This is a genomic window from SAR202 cluster bacterium, from assembly GCA_016872285.1.
GTDB lineage: Bacteria > Chloroflexota > Dehalococcoidia > Lucifugimonadales.
Map to the genome: position 1 here is coordinate 1 of VGZZ01000029.1, position 16,861 is coordinate 16,861.

Genomic DNA, 16,861 nt, shown 5'->3' on the forward strand with positions numbered 1-16,861 from the left:
GGCCTGCATGCGCAAGCTCCTTACCATCCTCAACGCTATGCTCAAACATAAGACCCCTTGGCATCTTTCTCCTAAGGTGATTTATGCCTAACTCTAAAGACGGTTGCTGAGCGAAGTCTCGATGTACTCATTGAGACATAGTCGAAGAATCTGTTCTGTCGGAAACCTCATGTCGTCATCACGGACACAATCCGGACAGTGTTCGGCATTCGCTTACTACAAGGACACCAACACGGGCTCCATGTTAGGGCTAGGCACGCCAAATAGTCAAAATAGCGGTTGAGCATCCCGCCCAGCGACGATAGAATTAAATTTACATAACCTTAATTCGACGGTCTATCTATGCCTCCGACACCCAGTCCCAGACATATCATCATGCCAGGCCAGGAACTGTGGACCCGCGCCCGTGGCGTCAACGTCCGCTACTTCCGCCTCGGCCAGGGCCCGCCGGTGGTCCTAATCCACGGCCTCGGCGAGTCCTCCCTGGTCTGGTGTTCCAACATGGAGGAACTAGCCTCAAACCACACCGTCATCGCCCTGGACCTCCCCGGCCACGGCGCCTCCGACAACCCTCAATGGCGCTACTCACTGGACGAGTCCCAGGAGTTCCTCATCGACTTTATGGACTCCCTTCACCTTCACCAGCCCTCCCTCATCGGCAACTCCATGGGCGGCCTCGTCTCCCTTTCCCTAGGTCTCGACCGCCCGGAGCGTATCGACAAACTGGTCCTCGCCAACAGCGCCGGCCTGGGCCGCGAAGTCGCCGGCTTCCTCCGCCTCCTCTCCCTTCCCCTCCTCGGCGAATTCATGGCCCTACCCAAGCAGCAAGGCGTCCGATTTCTAATGAGCCGGCTCCCCGACGATGACGATGGCCTCACTGAAGCCTTTGTCGCCGCCCTATTCGAGGAGCGCCGCCGACCCGGCAACACCGCCGCCATGCTCCGAATGCTGCGCTCAGGCGTAAACCTCCTGGGCGTCAAACCCTGGGCTGTCCTCACCAACCGTCTGTCGGAACTCAAGGCGCCTACCCTGGTGCTATGGGGAAAGCGCGACGCCATCTTCCCCGTTAAGCACGCCTACCGCGCCGCCAAACTAATCCCCAAGGCCCGCCTGAAAGTCTTCGACAACTGCGGCCACTGGCCCCAGCGTGACGCCCGAAAAGCCTTCAATAAACTCGTCCTCCAGTTCCTCTCCACAGGCATCCCGTAGCGCAAATGTCATCTAAAGGAATAAATGCCTCCAAGGAAATTCCTTCTCCCCTTGTGGGAGAAGGTGCAGAGCCTGTCCTGAGCCTGGTCGAAGGAATGAGGGGTAAACCCTGGAACTACGTTCCGTCCGCCAGGCCAGACCACGCCTAATATGGCTTCTCTTCTAGCCTCTTTCCCTGTTCCTTTCCTCCCCGTTGCCGCCCTCACACCACGCCGCTACACTCTAAGCCATCCCACCACACCATAGGCCCACCCATTACCGCCACCGCCAAAATCTTATCCCTCCCCGGCAAAGAGACCTGGGTCCACGCCCACGGCATCCGCGTCCGGTGCTTCCTCGCCGGCCAGGGCCCTCCCCTCCTCCTCCTACACGGCCTCGGCGAAGCCGCCATCGTCTGGCACGCCAATATCGACGCCCTGGCCTCCCGCCACACCGTCGCCGCCCTCGACCTCCCAGGCCACGGCCACTCCGACAAGCCCGACTGGCGCTACTCCCTGCAAAAGTCCACCGCCTTCTTACTCGACTTCATGGACGCCTCCGGCTTCGACCAGGTCTCCCTCGTCGGCAACTCCATGGGCGGTCTCATGGCCCTGGCCCTCACCCTGGAACACCCCCAGCGAGTCCATAAGCTAATTCTCGTCGACTCCGCCGGCCTGGGCCGCCAGGTCGCTGGCTTCCTCCGCCTCATGAGCATCCCCGCCATGGGCGAACTCATGGCGCGTCCCACCCGGGACAGCGTCAAGTGGACCCTCCGCCGCATCTTCTACGACTACGCCTTCGCCACCCCCCAATTCATCGAAGCCCTCTATCAAGAGCGGCGCATCCCCGGCAACAAACAGGCCATGCTTAAAATATTGCGCTACGGGGTTAACTTCTTCGGCCTAAGGCCTCATGCGCTGCTGTCCAACCGTTTGCCCTGCGTGAAAGCCCCCACTCTAGTACTCTGGGGCCAGCAGGACACCATCTTCCCCGCCTCCCACGCCCGCCATGCCGCCGGCCTCCTCCCCGGTGCCCAACTCCACACCTTCGATCAATGCGGCCACTGGCCCCACATCGAAAAGCAAGAAGAATTCAACCAACTGGTACTGGACTTCCTTGTCTCCTGAGGCCTTCTCGCTTTAAAAGCAGAGGAGAGGGCGGTCGCCCTCTCCTCTGCTTTTCCATCTGAATCCAATACAAGCCTAGCTGTTGTGGGCCTGGTGGTTCCCTCCACCTAGTTTCCCAGCAACTACCAGCACTACATTCCCATTCTTGTCCTTGATCATGATCTCCATGGTGTCGTCGGAGCCAGGCTCACCCGCGTCGGTGAATACCCACTCGGCTGTGGCGCCGGACACGCCGTTATAGCGTCCCTTGCCGCTACCCTTATAGGTGTCAAAGCCGGCCTTGGGATTCTCCGGGCCAATGGCCGGGTCGTCGCTGCAGGCGGCGGAGGTCAGGCTCTCCAGATGGAACTTGTTGCCCTTGCCCCAGTTCACTTCAAGGTTGTTGGATGTGTCGGAGGCGTTGCAGTTTAGCTGGAACCCGTGCTTCGCAGGACTGTCGCCAATGCTGCCGCCGCCGGTCATCCGGCCCTTCGCCACAGGGCAGTACTCATCTATCAGCCCGTCTCTATCGTTATCGATGCCGTGGCCGCAGATCTCAACCAACGGCGCTTCCTCCCAGGTCTTGGTCACCCGGTTGGATCGTTGCGTCCTGCCGGCCGAGTCCACAAAGGTAGCCTCAATGGTGTCCGTCCCCGCAGCCGTCCCAGTGTGAGTGAATGAAGCCTGGCCGCTGCCGTTAGTCACGCCGGTGCCGGTGGTGCCGGTATGAGGCCCGGCGATAACCGTAAAGGTGACCGTGGTCCCGACCACGGGAGCGGGCGAGCCGCTGCTGTCGTAGTAGCAGCTCAGCGAGATGTAAGGGCCCGTCTTGCCTGCCTCCGCCACCACAAAGTCCGTGGCCGCGTCCATCAGGCCGTCGCCGCCCTGGGCGTAATGGAACACCTCGTCGGTGCCAATGATGATGACGTTTCCGTCTACCGCATTGGCCCACTCCGTGGGGTTCGCTACTTTGGCGGACCTGGGCGAAGTATCGCCAGGTCCGCCAAAGTAGCACGTCGGGTCGGGGAACGCCAGCGCGTCGTACTAAGCAAACTGCGCGGTAGTCATTGTCGCCCAGGTTGCGTTATCTACAATGACAGGAGTCTTGCCGGCATTGGTGAAGTGCATGGCCAGTCTGCTGGTGCCGAACCCGCCATCAAAACCCGCCGGGTCTAGGATCAGCACCTCGCCGGCCGCGGCCTCCGTGGCCGGGGCCGAGTTGGAAGCCGGTCCCAGAATCACGAACAACAGGGCCGCCAAGGCCAGAAGTGCGCCTATAAGCCCTAGACGCTTGGAAATGAGACCTGTGTGTGCAACTGCTCCCATAACTTTATCTTTTTGTGAAGTCAATTTTGTTTGTCTCCCAACCCATCCGAATTGCATTGCCTTGTGTCTGTCCCCCACCTGCCATCTAGCCCCTGACAACACTTTCATAAGGTGAGCTAGATTTGTGAGCTTCAGACCTGATTCATTCAGCCCCTAGGACTAAACTGCCGCTCTTCAGGACTATCTTCGCTTCCTTTTACACCAGAGAGAGTCTCCTATTTAAAGACTGCCGGACGCCCCTTTCTATAATTAAATCATCAGGTATCTCGTTGCTTGCCCTGGCGCATCGAATGCTTTAAGGCCCGCCCCTGACGCTGGTCGAGGGCAGGCATAGCAGGATAAATTTGCAAGTGTTTTCTGGCATTGAATCGCGCCAGCCTTGACGACTAGGTTGCCGCCCTTTAGACTGCTGTCGCCGGCCCACTTCCTCTCCCCACATTGAGCGTGCCCGGCGTTTAAATTACCCAAATCGTTCTAACAGGAGGGTTTCTATGGCGGACCTGACACTGTCCGAGGCCAACAAAATCATCGACGGGGCCATCGCCAAGGCCAAGGAGCTCAAAATCCGAGTCAGCGTCGCCGTGGTGGACGCCGGCGGTCGGCTCCTCGCCTTCCAACGCATGGACAACGCCACCTGGGCCGGCGTCTACGGCTCCCAGGGCAAAGCCATCGCCTCCGTCGGCTTCGGCCGCACCAGCGGCGAGCTCCAGCCACGCGCAGACGCCCCCATCATTCGCGGCATCGTCGCCGCGGAAGGCGGCCACATGATCCCCAGCCAGGGCGGCGTCCCCATCATCCGCAACGGCAACCCCATCGGCGGCGTGGGCGTCGGCGGCGGCACCAGCCAGGAGGACGAAGACTGCTCCAAGGCCGGCATCGCCACCGTCATAAAGTAACCGCTGTCCCTTCACACTAAAGGCGCCGGCGCCCCGACCAGTCCCCTCCCAGGCGCCGGCCTTCCTTTTTGATGTCTCTGCCCCGCCCAATCAGTCTGAGTTATCATCCCTAGGCCCTGTTGTGCCTCGACTAACAAACATACTCTTATACACGGCTGCGCTGGCCCTCCTTACCCTCCTCCCTATATCCTGCGCCGCGAGCCAGCCCTCCTTCCATCTCGGCCCCGTCGAATCCATGACCCTGTCCTGGAAAGTTGCGGGCGTTCAGCAGCAGGGCAGCCCTATCTCTTCCGATGACACCAATAACAAACCGCTTATCGATCAAACCCTCAGCGCCATCAACTCCGTCGCGCAGCTTGACGAGATCGACAAAGCCCTGACCCCAGAGCTTGGCCTTCGATACCTCGATAAGCTCCCTTCCCTGCGCATCGACCACCTCGACGGCAGCCACACCCTCATTCGACCCGCCCTCACCTGCGAAAGCGTCGTGGGCGCTCAGCCCTGCAGCCTCTGGTCCAACCGGTGGGCGATAGAAAGCGGCGGTGCCCTCCACGGCGCCGAATCAAAGGACCTGGCCTTGGCGTGGTTCCAGGCCTGCCACCCCAGCGCACCCCAGACCGTCCCCACTCCAACAGGCGTCTGCTTTTTGCTTTCCACTGCTCCATTCCTCTATCCTTCATCCAATAGAATCGCTCTATACCACTTCGTCCCCTGCCACCTCTCAAACCAAATCCTTTTGAGCAACTAGGAGTACCCATGGCCTTCCAACTCGTCTGCGTCAAATGCGCCAAAAAGCACGACAGCTCCAAATACCGTATCTACTGCGACGCCTGCGGCTGCCTCCTCGACGCCCTCTACGACACTCCCGCCGCCAAAAGCGCTCGCGTCCTCGGCAACGCCCGCGGGACCGCCCGCTTCGCCCCCATGCTCCCCCTCAATCACCCCGACCGCATGGTCACCATGGGTGAAGGCGATACTCCCATCGTGCCCCTTCCTCGCGTCGGTCAAAAACTGGGCCTCGGCAGCATCAACGCTAAGCTGGAATATTTCAACCCCACCGGCTCCTTCAAGGACCGCGGCAACTTCGTCCAGGTCTCCGTCCTCAAGGAGACCGGCGTCAAAGAAGTCGCCGACGGCACTGGCGGCAATGCCGGTCACTCCTTCGCCGCCTATTGCGCCCGCGCTGGCATCACCTACCACGGCTTCGCCGCCGAAGCCCTCAGAGACCACCGCAAGCTCCACGCCATCGCCTTCCATGGCACGCGAATGAACTGGATAAGCGGTGGCCGCAAAGCCCGCGGCGAGGCCGCCCGCGAGTTCGCCGAGGACAAGGGCATCCTCCTCATGAGCTACGCCCAGAACATCTACTTCATCGAAGGCCTTAAGACCCTCGCCTACGAGGTCGCCGAGCAGATGGACCCCCTCCCCGACCACATCATCGTCCCCATCGGCAACGGCTCCATCTACCAGGGCCTCTACCGGGGCTTCAAAGAGATGCTCCAGGACGGCCGCGCCAAGCGAATGCCCCGCCTCCACGGCGCCCAGACCCAGGAAACGCCCCCCGTGGTCTCCGCCTTCGAAGGCCGTCCCTGGACCCCCTACGACGGCGAGGCCAAAAGCCGCGCCAACGGCATCGGCGTTCCTACGCCCCCTCGACTCCAAGATATGGTGGCTCAAGCCAAAGACACCGGCGGCAGCTTCGTCACCGTCCCCGAAGAAAGCCTCCTCGGCTGGCAAAAAGCCCTGGCGGAACTGGAAGGCCTCCTCGTCGAGCCCACCTCCGCCATCGTCGTCGGCGCCGCCGAAGTCCTCAAAAAACGCGGCATCATAAACCCCACCGACCGCGTCCTCCTCCCTCTGACCGGCTTCGGCATAAAGGAAGCGATACCAGGGTTTTAGACATGAGCAATTCAATCAGCTTAAAAGATTTGCGATCTGATCTGCCCAAGACAATAGCCAAGTCACCACAAAACAAGAACGAGTTATCGTGACCAAGCATGGCAAGCCAGTCGCCGTCATGCTCAGCATCGAGGATTACGAAGGCCTCGTTGAGACCCTGGATATCCTTTCAGACCCAGAGGCCATGGCTCGCATACGCGAAGCTGAAGAAGATATCCGTCAGGGCCGTACCATCCCCTGGGGGGGAGTTTAAGGCCTCCCTGAATCACCCGCCGCAATCGTTACTATGCGCCCCGCGAAGGGTCTAATCGCCGTGACGGTCGTCAGGCTGTGTAGCAAACGGGGCAGTTAGCCTCTCGGCGCCGATTAGGGGCCTCGGAATAATAGAAAAAGGTTTGTTACTGTCATCCTGAACAAAGTGAAGGACCTAATCAACGTGACTGCCGCCACGCGCTCGCCACTTTTAAGGGGGAAGTCTCCACTCACTCCCCCAAATGCGCCAAATACTGCCCCACGTAGTCCATCCCCACCCGCTCGCTAAACGCCGCCATCAACCCCTTCGTCACCGGCCCCGGAATATGCCCGTTCCCTATCACTACCCCGTTGAAATTCCTCGCCGGCAATATGCAGACGCTTGTGGTCGTTACAAACATCTCGTCCGACGCCGACGCATCGAACAGGTCCACGTCCTTCTCCACCATCGGTATTTTCAACTGCGACGCCAGCTCCAGCACCGTCTGCCGAGTGATCCCGTTCAATACCATCTGCGCCCGAGGCGTGTACAGCACCCCGTCCTTCACCAGGAAAATGTTATAGGAGCTTCCCTCCGACAGGTTCCCTCGCTCGTCCAGCAGCGCCACCCACGCGTCCGGGTTCTGGCTCTTCACCTCCAGGTCCGCCATCACCACGTTCAGATAGTTGTGCGTCTTCACCTGCGGGCTCATCACCCACGGCGGCGTCCGCCTCACTGACGACGTCACCAGTTGCACCCCGTCCCGAAAATACTTGGCCCTCTGTTTCAACGGCAGCGGCCTGCATTCAATCAGCACCGTCGCTCTGTGCGACGCGTCGTCCACCCGCCCGCGAGTCACTCGCTGGCTGACCCAGTAGTCCTCATTCCGCCCCAGCAGCGGCGCGTTCCGACGCGCCACCTCCCCCGTCAGCTCCGCCATCTGCTCCGCCGGCATCCCCGGGTCGATGCGCAAAAACTTCAGCGACTGGTACAGCCTATCGACGTGCTCCCGCAATTTGAACACCTTGCCGTTAAACGTCCGCGCCGTGTCAAAAGCCGCGTCCCCGTGCAAAAACCCCAAATCCCGAATCGATATGCTGGCCTTACTCTCGGGAACAATCTGCCCATTGAGATAAACCACGCGCTCCGCCATAACGCACCTCCAAATATTCCAATCGATGTCATAATATCAGGCAAATAAAATGAGTGGAAATAATACAAAGGCAACTATATAAAGCCGCTCACCCTGAGCTTGTCGAAGGGTGAGGGTGGTGATCTGCCGCATTGAATTACCTTATGGTCACAATGGAGGTACGTCATGCCCCACGCCAACGTAGGCAAGTCCGGCCAACTCTTTAATCGCATCGGCTTCATCGGCATCGGCCGCATGGGCCTCCCCATGGCCCGCAGCCTCCTCTCCGCCGGCTTCCACCTCACCGTCCACAACCGCACCCCCGCAAAAGCCCAATCCATAGTCTCCCTTGGAGCGACCCCCGCCTCCTCCCCCACCGACATCGCCCGCGCCTGCGACGCCGTCCTCGCCTGCCTCCCCGACGTGCCCGCCTCCGAAAGCGTTTTTCTCGGCCCCGACGGCCTCATCGCCAACGCCCGCCCCGGCCAGCTTTTCATCGATTTCAGTACCGTCGGTCCCACCACCTCCCGCCGCATCTACAACGCCGCCAAGGCCAAAGGCGCCCGCTTCCTCGACGCCCCCGTCAGCGGCGGTGTCGAACGCGCCGCCTCCGCCTCCCTCACCATCATGGCCGGCGGCGACCGTGACGCCTTTGACCGCGCCCTGCCCATCTTCAATACCCTCGGCTCCACCGTTCGATACGTCGGCCCCTCCGGCGCTGGCAGCGTGGTCAAGCTCATCAACCAGCTCCTGGTGGGCGTCCATACCCTCGCCGCCGCCGAGGCCCTGGTCCTGGGCGCCAAGGCCGACGCCGACCCCAAGCAACTTCTGGAAATCCTTAAAGTGTCATGGGGCCAGAGCTTTATGCTCGATCGCAACGGGCCCATTATGCTTGAGCGTCGCTACGACGACGCCCGCGGCCCCCTTCGCCTCCTCCTCAAAGACATGTCCCTGGTCAATCAGATGGGCCGAGACTCCGGCGTCCCCCTCCGCGCCGCCTCCCAGGCCCTCGAAGCCTTCCGCCAGGCCGCCGACCAAGGCATGAGCGAGCTGGACCTCAGCGCCCTCGGCCTGCTGCTGGAAAAAGAGGCCGGCATCCGTATCGCTGACTTGTCATCCTGAGCGAAGTGCCGATGTACTCGTCGGTACCCAGTCGAAGGATCTATGCCTAAACCGCTACCCACCACTTACCTAACCTTGACTTCTCTTTCTCCATGGGGAAGGGGGCTGGTAGGGATAAATGTCATTTCGAGCGTAGCCTGTCCTGAGCCTGTCGAATGGGTCGAGAAACCTCAACGATACGTCTGCCACCATCACGCCCCATTATCACTACCTTCACCTTCCCTCGCCCTCCCACTCCCACCTCCCCCTACGGCCCAAACGAATTCCCACCCTCGTCCACCATCTCTCCATCATTGCTTATCCCCCCGGGTCCCTCCCCCGGGTTACCCCCCCCCACCAGTATGCTCCCCCGAATCGTCAGCCGCCCGCTCACGCCGTTCCTTATATTTGATCCATTGACCGAAAAATTATCCTGCAGCGTCGTCTCGACTATGCTCATGACTCCTGCATTGAATATCCCGCCGCCGCTGCTGCTCCGCGAGCACTCATTATCTTCAATACGCGCCCGCGTTATCGTCGCCTCCGCTCCCTCCTCGTTATATATACCTGCGCCGCCGATATAGAACGTCCACCCGCCCGATAACGTCACATCCGTCAATATCATCTCGCCCAGGTTCAGAATCAGCCCCCCTCGTACATCCGCATAGCTGTCTCGAATCAACACACTCTCGATAGTCAGCTTGCCTTCGTTGACAATGGCCCCGCCTCCATGCAGAACACCACTCTGCGCTGAGTCGTAGCGCGCTCCATTTTGTAGGGTCATCACACCAAGCCCTAGGTCCCCATCCGGCATAACATGGAACAACCGCCTCCCCCGGCTGACGTCACCCTCCACCCTTCCCCCATCGATGGTCGTCCCTGCTTCCCCCGTAATTGTTACCGTCGCGTTCACGGCTATCTCGCCCAGTGTTAAACCGTACTCTTCTGCAAGCAGCGTTACCTCCGTCTCTCCCTCCAGCTCGTTCGCCTCCTCCACCGCGGCCCGAAGGGTGCATTGACCCTCTGCCGTCTCGCACACCCCGTCCCCTGGCGAGGCGTCAGCCGCATCCGATGTGGTATTCACGCTAAACGTCCGGGTGCTCGAAATCGGCGTGGGGGTCGGCATGGGGGTGGGAGTAGGTGGCAAGACCGCTGGCGCGCCGGTGAGGCTCTCACATGCTATGGCATCGCCGTCGCCGTCCATCACATGCGGGTCACTGTCAGGCCCTCCAGCAGCTTCGTAGAAGTCCTGGGCCTCATCCCAATTGCTGAAGTCGGTGCAGTTGCGATCATCTCCATCAGGGTCAAAGCGAAAAGGTCTGCCAGTCCGCTTGCCGGTGGGTATGCCGGGACGCGTCGGCGTCCCTGAGGACCTTACGATGGGCGTCGGCGTCATCGTGGCCGTAGCCTGCGTCTGCGTAGGCGTCGATGTCACTGTAGGAGTTGACGTCGCGGTGGCCGTGGGCGACGAACCGCCGTTTGTCGAGTTCGTCTGGCTCGGAGTCTGCGTAGCGGTAGGCGATGGCGATGGCAGCAGAGGGGAGGTCGCGGTAGCAGTCGGCGATGGCGTGCTGTTCAGTGCGCCCGGCTCATCCTCGCCGCAGTTGATGAGCGCTATCATCCCCGCCAAAATCAACGCTAGCCATATATACCTCATAGGCCGCCGCCTGGGCTTCCCGCCCGGTATTAATGGTAATTGCGGTGTACTTTAGTCCTTCCCATCACACGTTCAACCACCCGCCAGGACTTAGGCCGCCTGCCAAATGGACTAGTGCGCCTTAAGAAGCAAAACTGGCCGCCTGCCAGTGACATCTGCCTCTTTACTTAAGACTCCTCTGGTCGCTATCCTTATCACCCTGATCATCAGTCCCTTACTCATAAGCCCATCATCACTGAGGTCATTAACAAGAGAACAATAAGGACAACTCAGAAAACAATTCCGTATCTAGCCCACGCCTGAAACTCTGAATTGTTCCCCCTAAAAAATCTTTTCAAATACACCCGTTCTCAAAGCGCATTCTGTGGCCGCCAGCAAGATCTATGCCGCGCCACTTATAGTGCGGTAAGGTATGAACTTCTACCTGCAACGCCCCTTGTTCATTAAGGACCGAGGTCTATGAAAATGAAAGCGAATTGTCATTCCGAGCGGAGTCTCCCCAACCTTAGTTTCTATTCAATTAGGGAAGCTCAATTTATCGGCTTGTACTCGGACCTAGTCGAGGAATCTGTTATGACCAAAGCCTGGCTTGGCTTTTGAGTGGCACGCCCCGCTCTCTCCTAGTCACACAACTACTATCACCTTCCGTGACCAGCATCATACCTCTTTGACCTAGGTAGCGTGCCACATCCGGCCTATTGAACCTCCCCCATCCATCCCCCTACCGCGCCAGCCTCCTCATCCCCATGCTCGCCAGGTCCACCATCACCACCAGTATCAGGTACCACATCAGCAGCAACGCCACGTCCGTGTACCTGAAGAAACTCATGTCCAGCCGGAACTCCCGGCCTAGCCCTCCCGCCGCCACAAACCCCACTACAATCGTCGTCCGAATAATCACCTCCCATCGATATAACAGGTACGTCAGGAACTGCGGCATCGCCTGCGGCAGTATCGCGTACGCCAGCATCTGGAAACGGCTCGCCCCCGCCGTCCGCAGCGCCCTCGCCGGCCTCGGGTCCAGGTTCTCCACCACCTCTGACGACAGCCTCCCCACAATGCCAAAATTGTGCAGTCCCAGCGCGATAGCCCCCGGCAATATCCCCGGCGAGAACAGGAACACCACTATCATCGCCATGGTCAGTTCCGGAATGCCGCGAGTGATTATGAACAGTCCCCGCACCACAAAGAACATCCCCTTCCACACCGGCGACCTCGACACCGCCAGCTCCCCGGACGCCACGTTCCACGCCCCGGCCATAAACGTCAGCAAAGCCAGGAAGCCCGCAATCCCTATCGCCAGCACGCTCATAGCCAGGGTGCTGTACGCCAGCTTCCCCGCCTCCGCCCACTTGGAGGCATCCAGGAACGCCGGCGTCCCCGGCCTGCCCACCCCCGCCAGGTCCTCCAGGAACCCCCACGCTCGGCGCCACGTGTTGCCGTTGAACAGGTCCCCAAACCCGCTGTCGCTGCCCGACAAAATATACCCCCACGACGCCCCCGCCAGCGCCACCGCCACTACCGCCGACACCCTCACCGGCGTCCACCACCGTTTCCTCCCCTCAGGTCTCTTCTCTCCCCCCGAATCCCCCCTTCCCCCGCTTCCTGCGGGGGAAGGATAAAGAGCCTGTCCTGAGTGCGCCTGCCCTGAGCCTGGTCGAAGGGTCGAAGGAATGGGGGTCTCTCCTCGTGTTCCCTCTGGTCCTCTCCCCCCTTGAGACGCGTGATGTTCGCTAGAGGCCTGACTTCTGACAAACTGCGAGTCTTTTGAGCCAGCCGGGATTGGGGGACGTCTCATCTGGTTCTCCCCCTTCGGCCTGAAAGGCGAAGGGGGAGTTAGAGGGGGTTGTGGTGCCTTACTTTCTCTTCCCCTTCCAGCAGGAAGGGGCCAGGGGATGGTATCCCGATTAAGAACAGGAATGTGCTTCGCATCACACCTTTGAAGGGAAAGTTTTGCCCTAGCCCAGGCTTGGTCGAAAGAACAGAAGGTCGTGGCTTCGGCGGAGACATGGCCTCTATCCTTCCTCATCTCGTCATCGACCTCCTCACCCACGCGCTCCACCCGTCCACCAGCGTAATAATCGCGATGAGGAAGTACAGCAGCGTCCACACCTCCTCATACCGCAAGTCCCCCAGCGACAACTGTATCTGCAACCCAAGCCCGCCTACCCCCACAAACCCCATAATCGCCGCCGACCGCAGCGCGCACTCGAAGCGATAGAAGCTGTAGCTCAGCATGTCCGGCATCGCCATTGGCAGCCGCCCAAACAGCAGCACCTTCCACTCCGACGCCCCCGAGCTCCGCAGCGCCCTCAACGGCTGCTCCGGCACGTCGTTCAATATGTCGGCGTAGATGCGGCCCAGAATGCCCCCATACGGTATCCCCAGCGCCAGCACCGCCGCCATCGGCGATAGTCCCAGCGCCACCACAAACAGCCACGCCCACACCAGCTCGTGTATCGACCGCAGGAAGCCCAGCGTGAACCGAAAGCCTCCCGCGCTAGCCCATCGCGCCCCCCGGCTCCGCGCCAGCGCCCCCGACGCCAGGACCCCCAGCGGGAACCCTATCGCCAGCGCCAGGCACATGCCCGCCACCGCGTAGGCCACCGTCTGCCACGCCGACTCTACCCCCAGCCTCAAAAACGATGCCGATAGCTCCGGCGTAAGGGCGGCCTTAACTAGCTGTCCAATGGCAGACCACCCGCCCGGGTGCACCACGTCCTCCACCCAGTTCACCGACGCCAGGCTCCACAGCACGGCCACCACCAGGATTAGCGTCAGGAAGCCGCGGCCCTGGAAGAAGCTATGCCTTGGCTTTGGCTGGGCCTTCGCTGAGGTTATAGAGGCCATTAAGTATGTTGTCCGATAGTTTCACCACCGGCAGGTCGAACTGCACTTTGCCCTGCCTCAAGCCAATAGCGCGAGTGAAGTAGGCCCGCGCTAGGTGCGTCGTGTGTATGCTGGCTATCAGCGTCTTGTTGGACTCCGACACTATCCTGGTCAAAAGCTGCATCAGGTCCTCCGCCCGCGCCGGGTCCAGCGACGCCACTGGCTCGTCCGCCAGCACCACCCTCGACCCTTGCGCCAGCAGCCTTGCCAGCGCCACCCTCTGCTGCTCCCCTCCCGATAGGTGCGACGTCCTCTCGTACAGCTTGTCCGGTATTCCCACCCGCAACAGCGCGTCCTGCACCATCGGCTTCTCTTGCGGCGCCACCAGCGAGACCAGGGAGCGCCACAGGCTCCAATACCCTAGCCGCCCCGCCATGATGTTGTGCATCACCGACAGGTGCGGCACCAGGTCCAGCTGCTGGTGCATTACGCCCACCAGCCCCGCCAGTTCCCTCCCAGGGTGCAGTGATGCCACGTCGATGCCGTCCAGCGTCACCGCGCCCTGGTCGGGCTTGATCACGCCGCCAATCAAGTTCAAAAGCGTGGTCTTCCCGCTGCCGCTGGGCCCCAGCAGCGCCACCCGCTCCCCGTCCCGTATGTGCAGCGTCAGCGGCGACAGCGCCGCCGTCCCGTTATAGCTCTTCGCGACGCCCTGTAACACCACCAGGGGCTTGGGAGTTAGCGCCACAAACGTCACTCTACCAGCTTTAGTCGCTTGGCCACGTCTTCAATCGCCCCGTAGAGGCTGTTGTCCGCGGCCACAAACTTATCCGTGCTGAAATCCTTCAAAATAGCCGCCATCGCCGGATCCTCGCCCATAGTTAATAGCGCTGTCTTCAGCCTGTCCGTGAAGCCCGCGCCAAAGGTCTTGTCCAAGTCCGCCCTTACCGACCAGTTGTAATCGTAATAGGCGTCCGTCGTGTTCAGCACTCTCACCTTGTTCAGGTCCACCTTCCCCTCCCGCACCGCCGTGGCCCACACCGCCTCGTTCAGCGCCCCGGCCTGGAAGGCCCCACTCTCCACCAGCTTCCATGTAGTGTCGTGAGAGCCTGAGTAGTTAGGCAGGCCTTTGAAGTCCTTATCGGCGTCCACTCCCGCCTGTAGCAGGAAGTACCGGGGCATCAGGTGGCCCGACGTAGAACTCTCACTGCCGAAAGTGAAGCTGGACCCCTTCAAGTCCGCCAGAGTCTGCGCGGCCAGGTCCTTCTGTACGATGAAGACCGAATGGAACTGCGTATCGATGGGCCGCTGGGCTATCGCCACGGAGCCGGGTGTCACCTTCCGCGCTTGCACCCCCGTCAGCCCGCCGAACCACGCTAACTGAATCTCCCCGTTCTTGAACCCCGTCACCACGGCGGCATAGTCCACAGTCGCCACGTACTTCGCCTCCACCCCCAGCTTCCGGCTCAGATAGTCGGCCACGCCGCTGAAGCGTCGCACCAGCACCGCCGTATCCTGGTCCGGAATCGCACCAATATTCAGAACCTTTGATGAGCTCGCCGCGGGGGTATTGCCCGACCCCGGCGTCCCGTCCTCTTCACCGCAAGCGGCTGCTGCTATCAGCACAAGCAGCAATGGCAAAAGCAAGAGCCAGTGTCTTGATAACCTAATCACTGAAGCCTCCTTACACCTGTTCTTTATTCCAGCGGGATTACGTGCAATACCCACGGCACGCAGCCTGGAACAGGACAAGGGGCCTACAGCGGAGAAGTCTAGTCGGCTATGGGAACAAGTAAACGCGGCAGGACGCACCTCGCCCAGTCCAGGCGCGCCCTCAGGTGAAGCCTCTATGAATTGCCGGTCGAATAATCTGAGCGTTCATATCAAGTATTGAAAATATTAATGATTCCTATTGATGTTAGTCAATATATCCCACAGTTGAGGCAAAATGACCCGCCCGAAACCTTGCTCTCATCCGTATCGATGGTAAAATCCCCTTGACCACTCATTATCTGGAGGGCTATGCATCCTGACTTTGCTGAAGGCTCCATAGCCTGGGAAGTCCTCTTCTCCGCCGCCTATCTCGGCGGCGCGCTCCTCATCGCCTTCCTCATCCACCCCACCTTGACCGGCATCGCCCGTGTCCTCACCGCCCGCACCAAGACCTCCCTGGACGACCTCCTCGTCGCCGCCATATCTCGCCCCCTCTTCTTCATGGTGCTTCTCCAGGGCGCCTTCCTGGGCCTCACCAGCACCACCTTCCTCAACGATGGCCAGGAGATCATCAACAACACCTGGTTTATCCTCGCCATGGCGCTCCTCCTCTACGCCCTCCAGCGATTGGTCAGCGCCGTCCTTTTGTGGTATGGCCGCGACGTGGCCGACAAGACTCGCAGCCAGATGGACGATAAGCTCCTTCCCCTGTTGCGCCGCATAGCTGGCGTATTAATCTACTCCGTTGGTACCCTTTTCATACTGGCTAACCTGGGGGTCCAGATTAGCCCCCTGCTGGCAGGCCTCGGCATCGGAGGCCTGGCCGTCGCCCTGGCCCTCCAGCCCACCCTCAGCAACCTCTTCGCCAGCTTCTACGTCGTCGCCGACGGCAGCATCGCCACCGGCGACTTCATCGAGATCCAGGGCGGCCCCATGGGCGAGGTGGTGGACATCGGCTGGCGCAGCACCAAAATACAGAGCCCCCAGGGCAACTATGTCATTATTCCCAACTCCAAGCTGGCCGATAGCATCGTCACCAACTACAACGGTCCCACGGCGGAGATGAGCGCGGTGGTGAACTGCGGCGTCGCCTACGAGTCCAACTTGGCCCGGGTGGAGGAGGTGGCTAAAGACGTCGGCCAGGAGGTCATCAACGCCCTCCCTGAAGACGTGGTCGTCAAGACCGCCAAACCCGCCGTCGTCTTCACCAAGTTTGGCGACTCCAACATCGACTTCGTGATAGTCCTTCGCGCCACCAATCGAGGCAACACCTTCGCCGTCAACCACCAGCTTATCCGTCGCCTTCACGCCCGCTTTACCCAGGAAGGCATTGAGATCAACCACCCTGTGCGAAAGCTCGTCCAGCCCAGCGGCAACGGCGCAGGCCATCTTCTAAAGAACCCCGCCAGCGCGGACTAGCCCCGCTCTACATCTGCTTCTTCAGGTTGCTGGAGCGCACCTCGAACCGCTTCACCCAGTACTCCCCGGCATACAGGTGGCTTACCGACTGGGCGTTCTTCTTCCTCTCCGGGCTCCGCTCGTACGCCTCCACCGCCTCCCGGCTCTCCCAGTACGTAATCGATATGCCTTCGTCTGGGTTGTCGTTGCTGCGTAAAAGCTGCCGCCCAATGAACCCCTTCGCCCGCTCCCACACCGGCATAATCGTATTGTCGTAATGCTGCTCGTACTCGTCCCACGCTCCCGGCTTTACCCGTCCCCAGAATATTCGTACATACATACCCGTATCTCCCTTCCTGCCATAATCAGGCTATCCTAATGCTT

General features: G+C 60.5%; 17 protein-coding genes. 8 read left to right on the forward strand and 9 right to left on the reverse strand.

Features of this window, described 5'->3' with window-relative positions; translation table 11 throughout:
• Positions 1–342 precede the first annotated feature (342 nt).
• Both FJ320_08685 and FJ320_08690 read left to right on the forward strand, forming a co-directional pair.
• Positions 343–1,209 (forward strand): alpha/beta fold hydrolase, encoded by an 867-nt coding sequence (locus FJ320_08685; protein ID MBM3926046.1) that lies wholly within the window; start codon positions 343–345, stop codon positions 1,207–1,209.
• A gap of 242 nt (positions 1,210–1,451) precedes the next feature.
• A complete protein-coding gene (locus tag FJ320_08690) occupies positions 1,452–2,315 on the forward strand; it encodes an alpha/beta fold hydrolase (GenBank protein MBM3926047.1) in 864 nt (287 codons plus the stop codon).
• Between the two features lie 75 nt (positions 2,316–2,390).
• Here FJ320_08690 and FJ320_08695 read toward each other — a convergent pair whose 3' ends face one another.
• Together FJ320_08695 and FJ320_08700 are read right to left on the reverse strand one after the other, a co-directional pair.
• Complete coding sequence (locus FJ320_08695) at positions 2,391–3,197, reverse strand: hypothetical protein (protein MBM3926048.1); 807 nt, start codon at positions 3,195–3,197, stop codon at positions 2,391–2,393.
• A 141-nt stretch (positions 3,198–3,338) separates the two neighbouring features.
• Complete coding sequence (locus tag FJ320_08700) at positions 3,339–3,677, reverse strand: hypothetical protein (protein MBM3926049.1); 339 nt, start codon at positions 3,675–3,677, stop codon at positions 3,339–3,341.
• 434 nt (positions 3,678–4,111) lie between these two features.
• Between FJ320_08700 and FJ320_08705 the strand changes: the two genes are divergently transcribed.
• The 4 genes from FJ320_08705 to FJ320_08720 all read left to right on the forward strand — a co-directional run bounded on the left by FJ320_08705 (position 4,112) and on the right by FJ320_08720 (position 6,668).
• Positions 4,112–4,516 carry a heme-binding protein gene (locus tag FJ320_08705; GenBank protein MBM3926050.1) on the forward strand — a complete coding sequence of 135 codons (405 nt, stop codon included), beginning with the start codon at positions 4,112–4,114 and terminating at the stop codon, positions 4,514–4,516.
• A gap of 121 nt (positions 4,517–4,637) precedes the next feature.
• Positions 4,638–5,264, forward strand: a complete 627-nt coding sequence (locus FJ320_08710) for a hypothetical protein (GenBank protein MBM3926051.1) — start codon at positions 4,638–4,640, stop codon at positions 5,262–5,264.
• A gap of 8 nt (positions 5,265–5,272) precedes the next feature.
• The gene (locus tag FJ320_08715; protein ID MBM3926052.1) at positions 5,273–6,415 is read left to right on the forward strand and encodes a pyridoxal-phosphate dependent enzyme; all 1,143 of its coding nucleotides are present in this window, start codon (positions 5,273–5,275) and stop codon (positions 6,413–6,415) included.
• Positions 6,416–6,500: 85 nt separating this feature from the next.
• A complete protein-coding gene (locus tag FJ320_08720) occupies positions 6,501–6,668 on the forward strand; it encodes a type II toxin-antitoxin system Phd/YefM family antitoxin (protein MBM3926053.1) in 168 nt (55 codons plus the stop codon).
• A gap of 229 nt (positions 6,669–6,897) precedes the next feature.
• On the opposite strand, the gene FJ320_08725 is transcribed toward FJ320_08720, so the two are convergent.
• Positions 6,898–7,800, reverse strand: coding sequence for a branched-chain amino acid aminotransferase (locus FJ320_08725; GenBank protein MBM3926054.1), 903 nt, complete (start codon positions 7,798–7,800; stop codon positions 6,898–6,900).
• A 165-nt stretch (positions 7,801–7,965) separates the two neighbouring features.
• Here FJ320_08725 and FJ320_08730 point away from each other — a divergent pair, with 165 nt between their 5' ends.
• On the forward strand, positions 7,966–8,901 hold the full coding sequence (locus FJ320_08730) for an NAD(P)-dependent oxidoreductase (GenBank protein MBM3926055.1): 936 nt from the start codon (positions 7,966–7,968) through the stop codon (positions 8,899–8,901).
• 247 nt (positions 8,902–9,148) lie between these two features.
• Here FJ320_08730 and FJ320_08735 read toward each other — a convergent pair whose 3' ends face one another.
• The 5 genes from FJ320_08735 to FJ320_08755 all read right to left on the reverse strand — a co-directional run bounded on the left by FJ320_08735 (position 9,149) and on the right by FJ320_08755 (position 15,013).
• A complete protein-coding gene (locus tag FJ320_08735; GenBank protein ID MBM3926056.1) occupies positions 9,149–10,084 on the reverse strand; it encodes a CSLREA domain-containing protein in 936 nt (311 codons plus the stop codon).
• Between the two features lie 1,174 nt (positions 10,085–11,258).
• Positions 11,259–11,849, reverse strand: coding sequence for an ABC transporter permease subunit (locus FJ320_08740; protein ID MBM3926057.1), 591 nt, complete (start codon positions 11,847–11,849; stop codon positions 11,259–11,261).
• Between the two features lie 713 nt (positions 11,850–12,562).
• Positions 12,563–13,387 (reverse strand): ABC transporter permease subunit, encoded by an 825-nt coding sequence (locus FJ320_08745; protein ID MBM3926058.1) that lies wholly within the window; start codon positions 13,385–13,387, stop codon positions 12,563–12,565.
• Positions 13,341–14,093 (reverse strand): ATP-binding cassette domain-containing protein, encoded by a 753-nt coding sequence (locus tag FJ320_08750; protein ID MBM3926059.1) that lies wholly within the window; start codon positions 14,091–14,093, stop codon positions 13,341–13,343. The genes FJ320_08745 and FJ320_08750 overlap by 47 nt, the downstream gene beginning before the upstream one ends.
• A 26-nt stretch (positions 14,094–14,119) precedes the next feature.
• Positions 14,120–15,013, reverse strand: coding sequence for a putative selenate ABC transporter substrate-binding protein (locus FJ320_08755; protein ID MBM3926060.1), 894 nt, complete (start codon positions 15,011–15,013; stop codon positions 14,120–14,122).
• Positions 15,014–15,388: 375 nt separating this feature from the next.
• On the opposite strand from FJ320_08755, the gene FJ320_08760 reads away from it, so the two are divergent.
• Positions 15,389–16,498, forward strand: coding sequence for a mechanosensitive ion channel family protein (locus tag FJ320_08760; GenBank protein MBM3926061.1), 1,110 nt, complete (start codon positions 15,389–15,391; stop codon positions 16,496–16,498).
• A gap of 7 nt (positions 16,499–16,505) precedes the next feature.
• Here the strand turns inward: FJ320_08760 and FJ320_08765 are convergent, their stop codons facing one another.
• Positions 16,506–16,817, reverse strand: a complete 312-nt coding sequence (locus FJ320_08765) for an antibiotic biosynthesis monooxygenase (protein MBM3926062.1) — start codon at positions 16,815–16,817, stop codon at positions 16,506–16,508.
• Positions 16,818–16,861 lie beyond the last annotated feature (44 nt).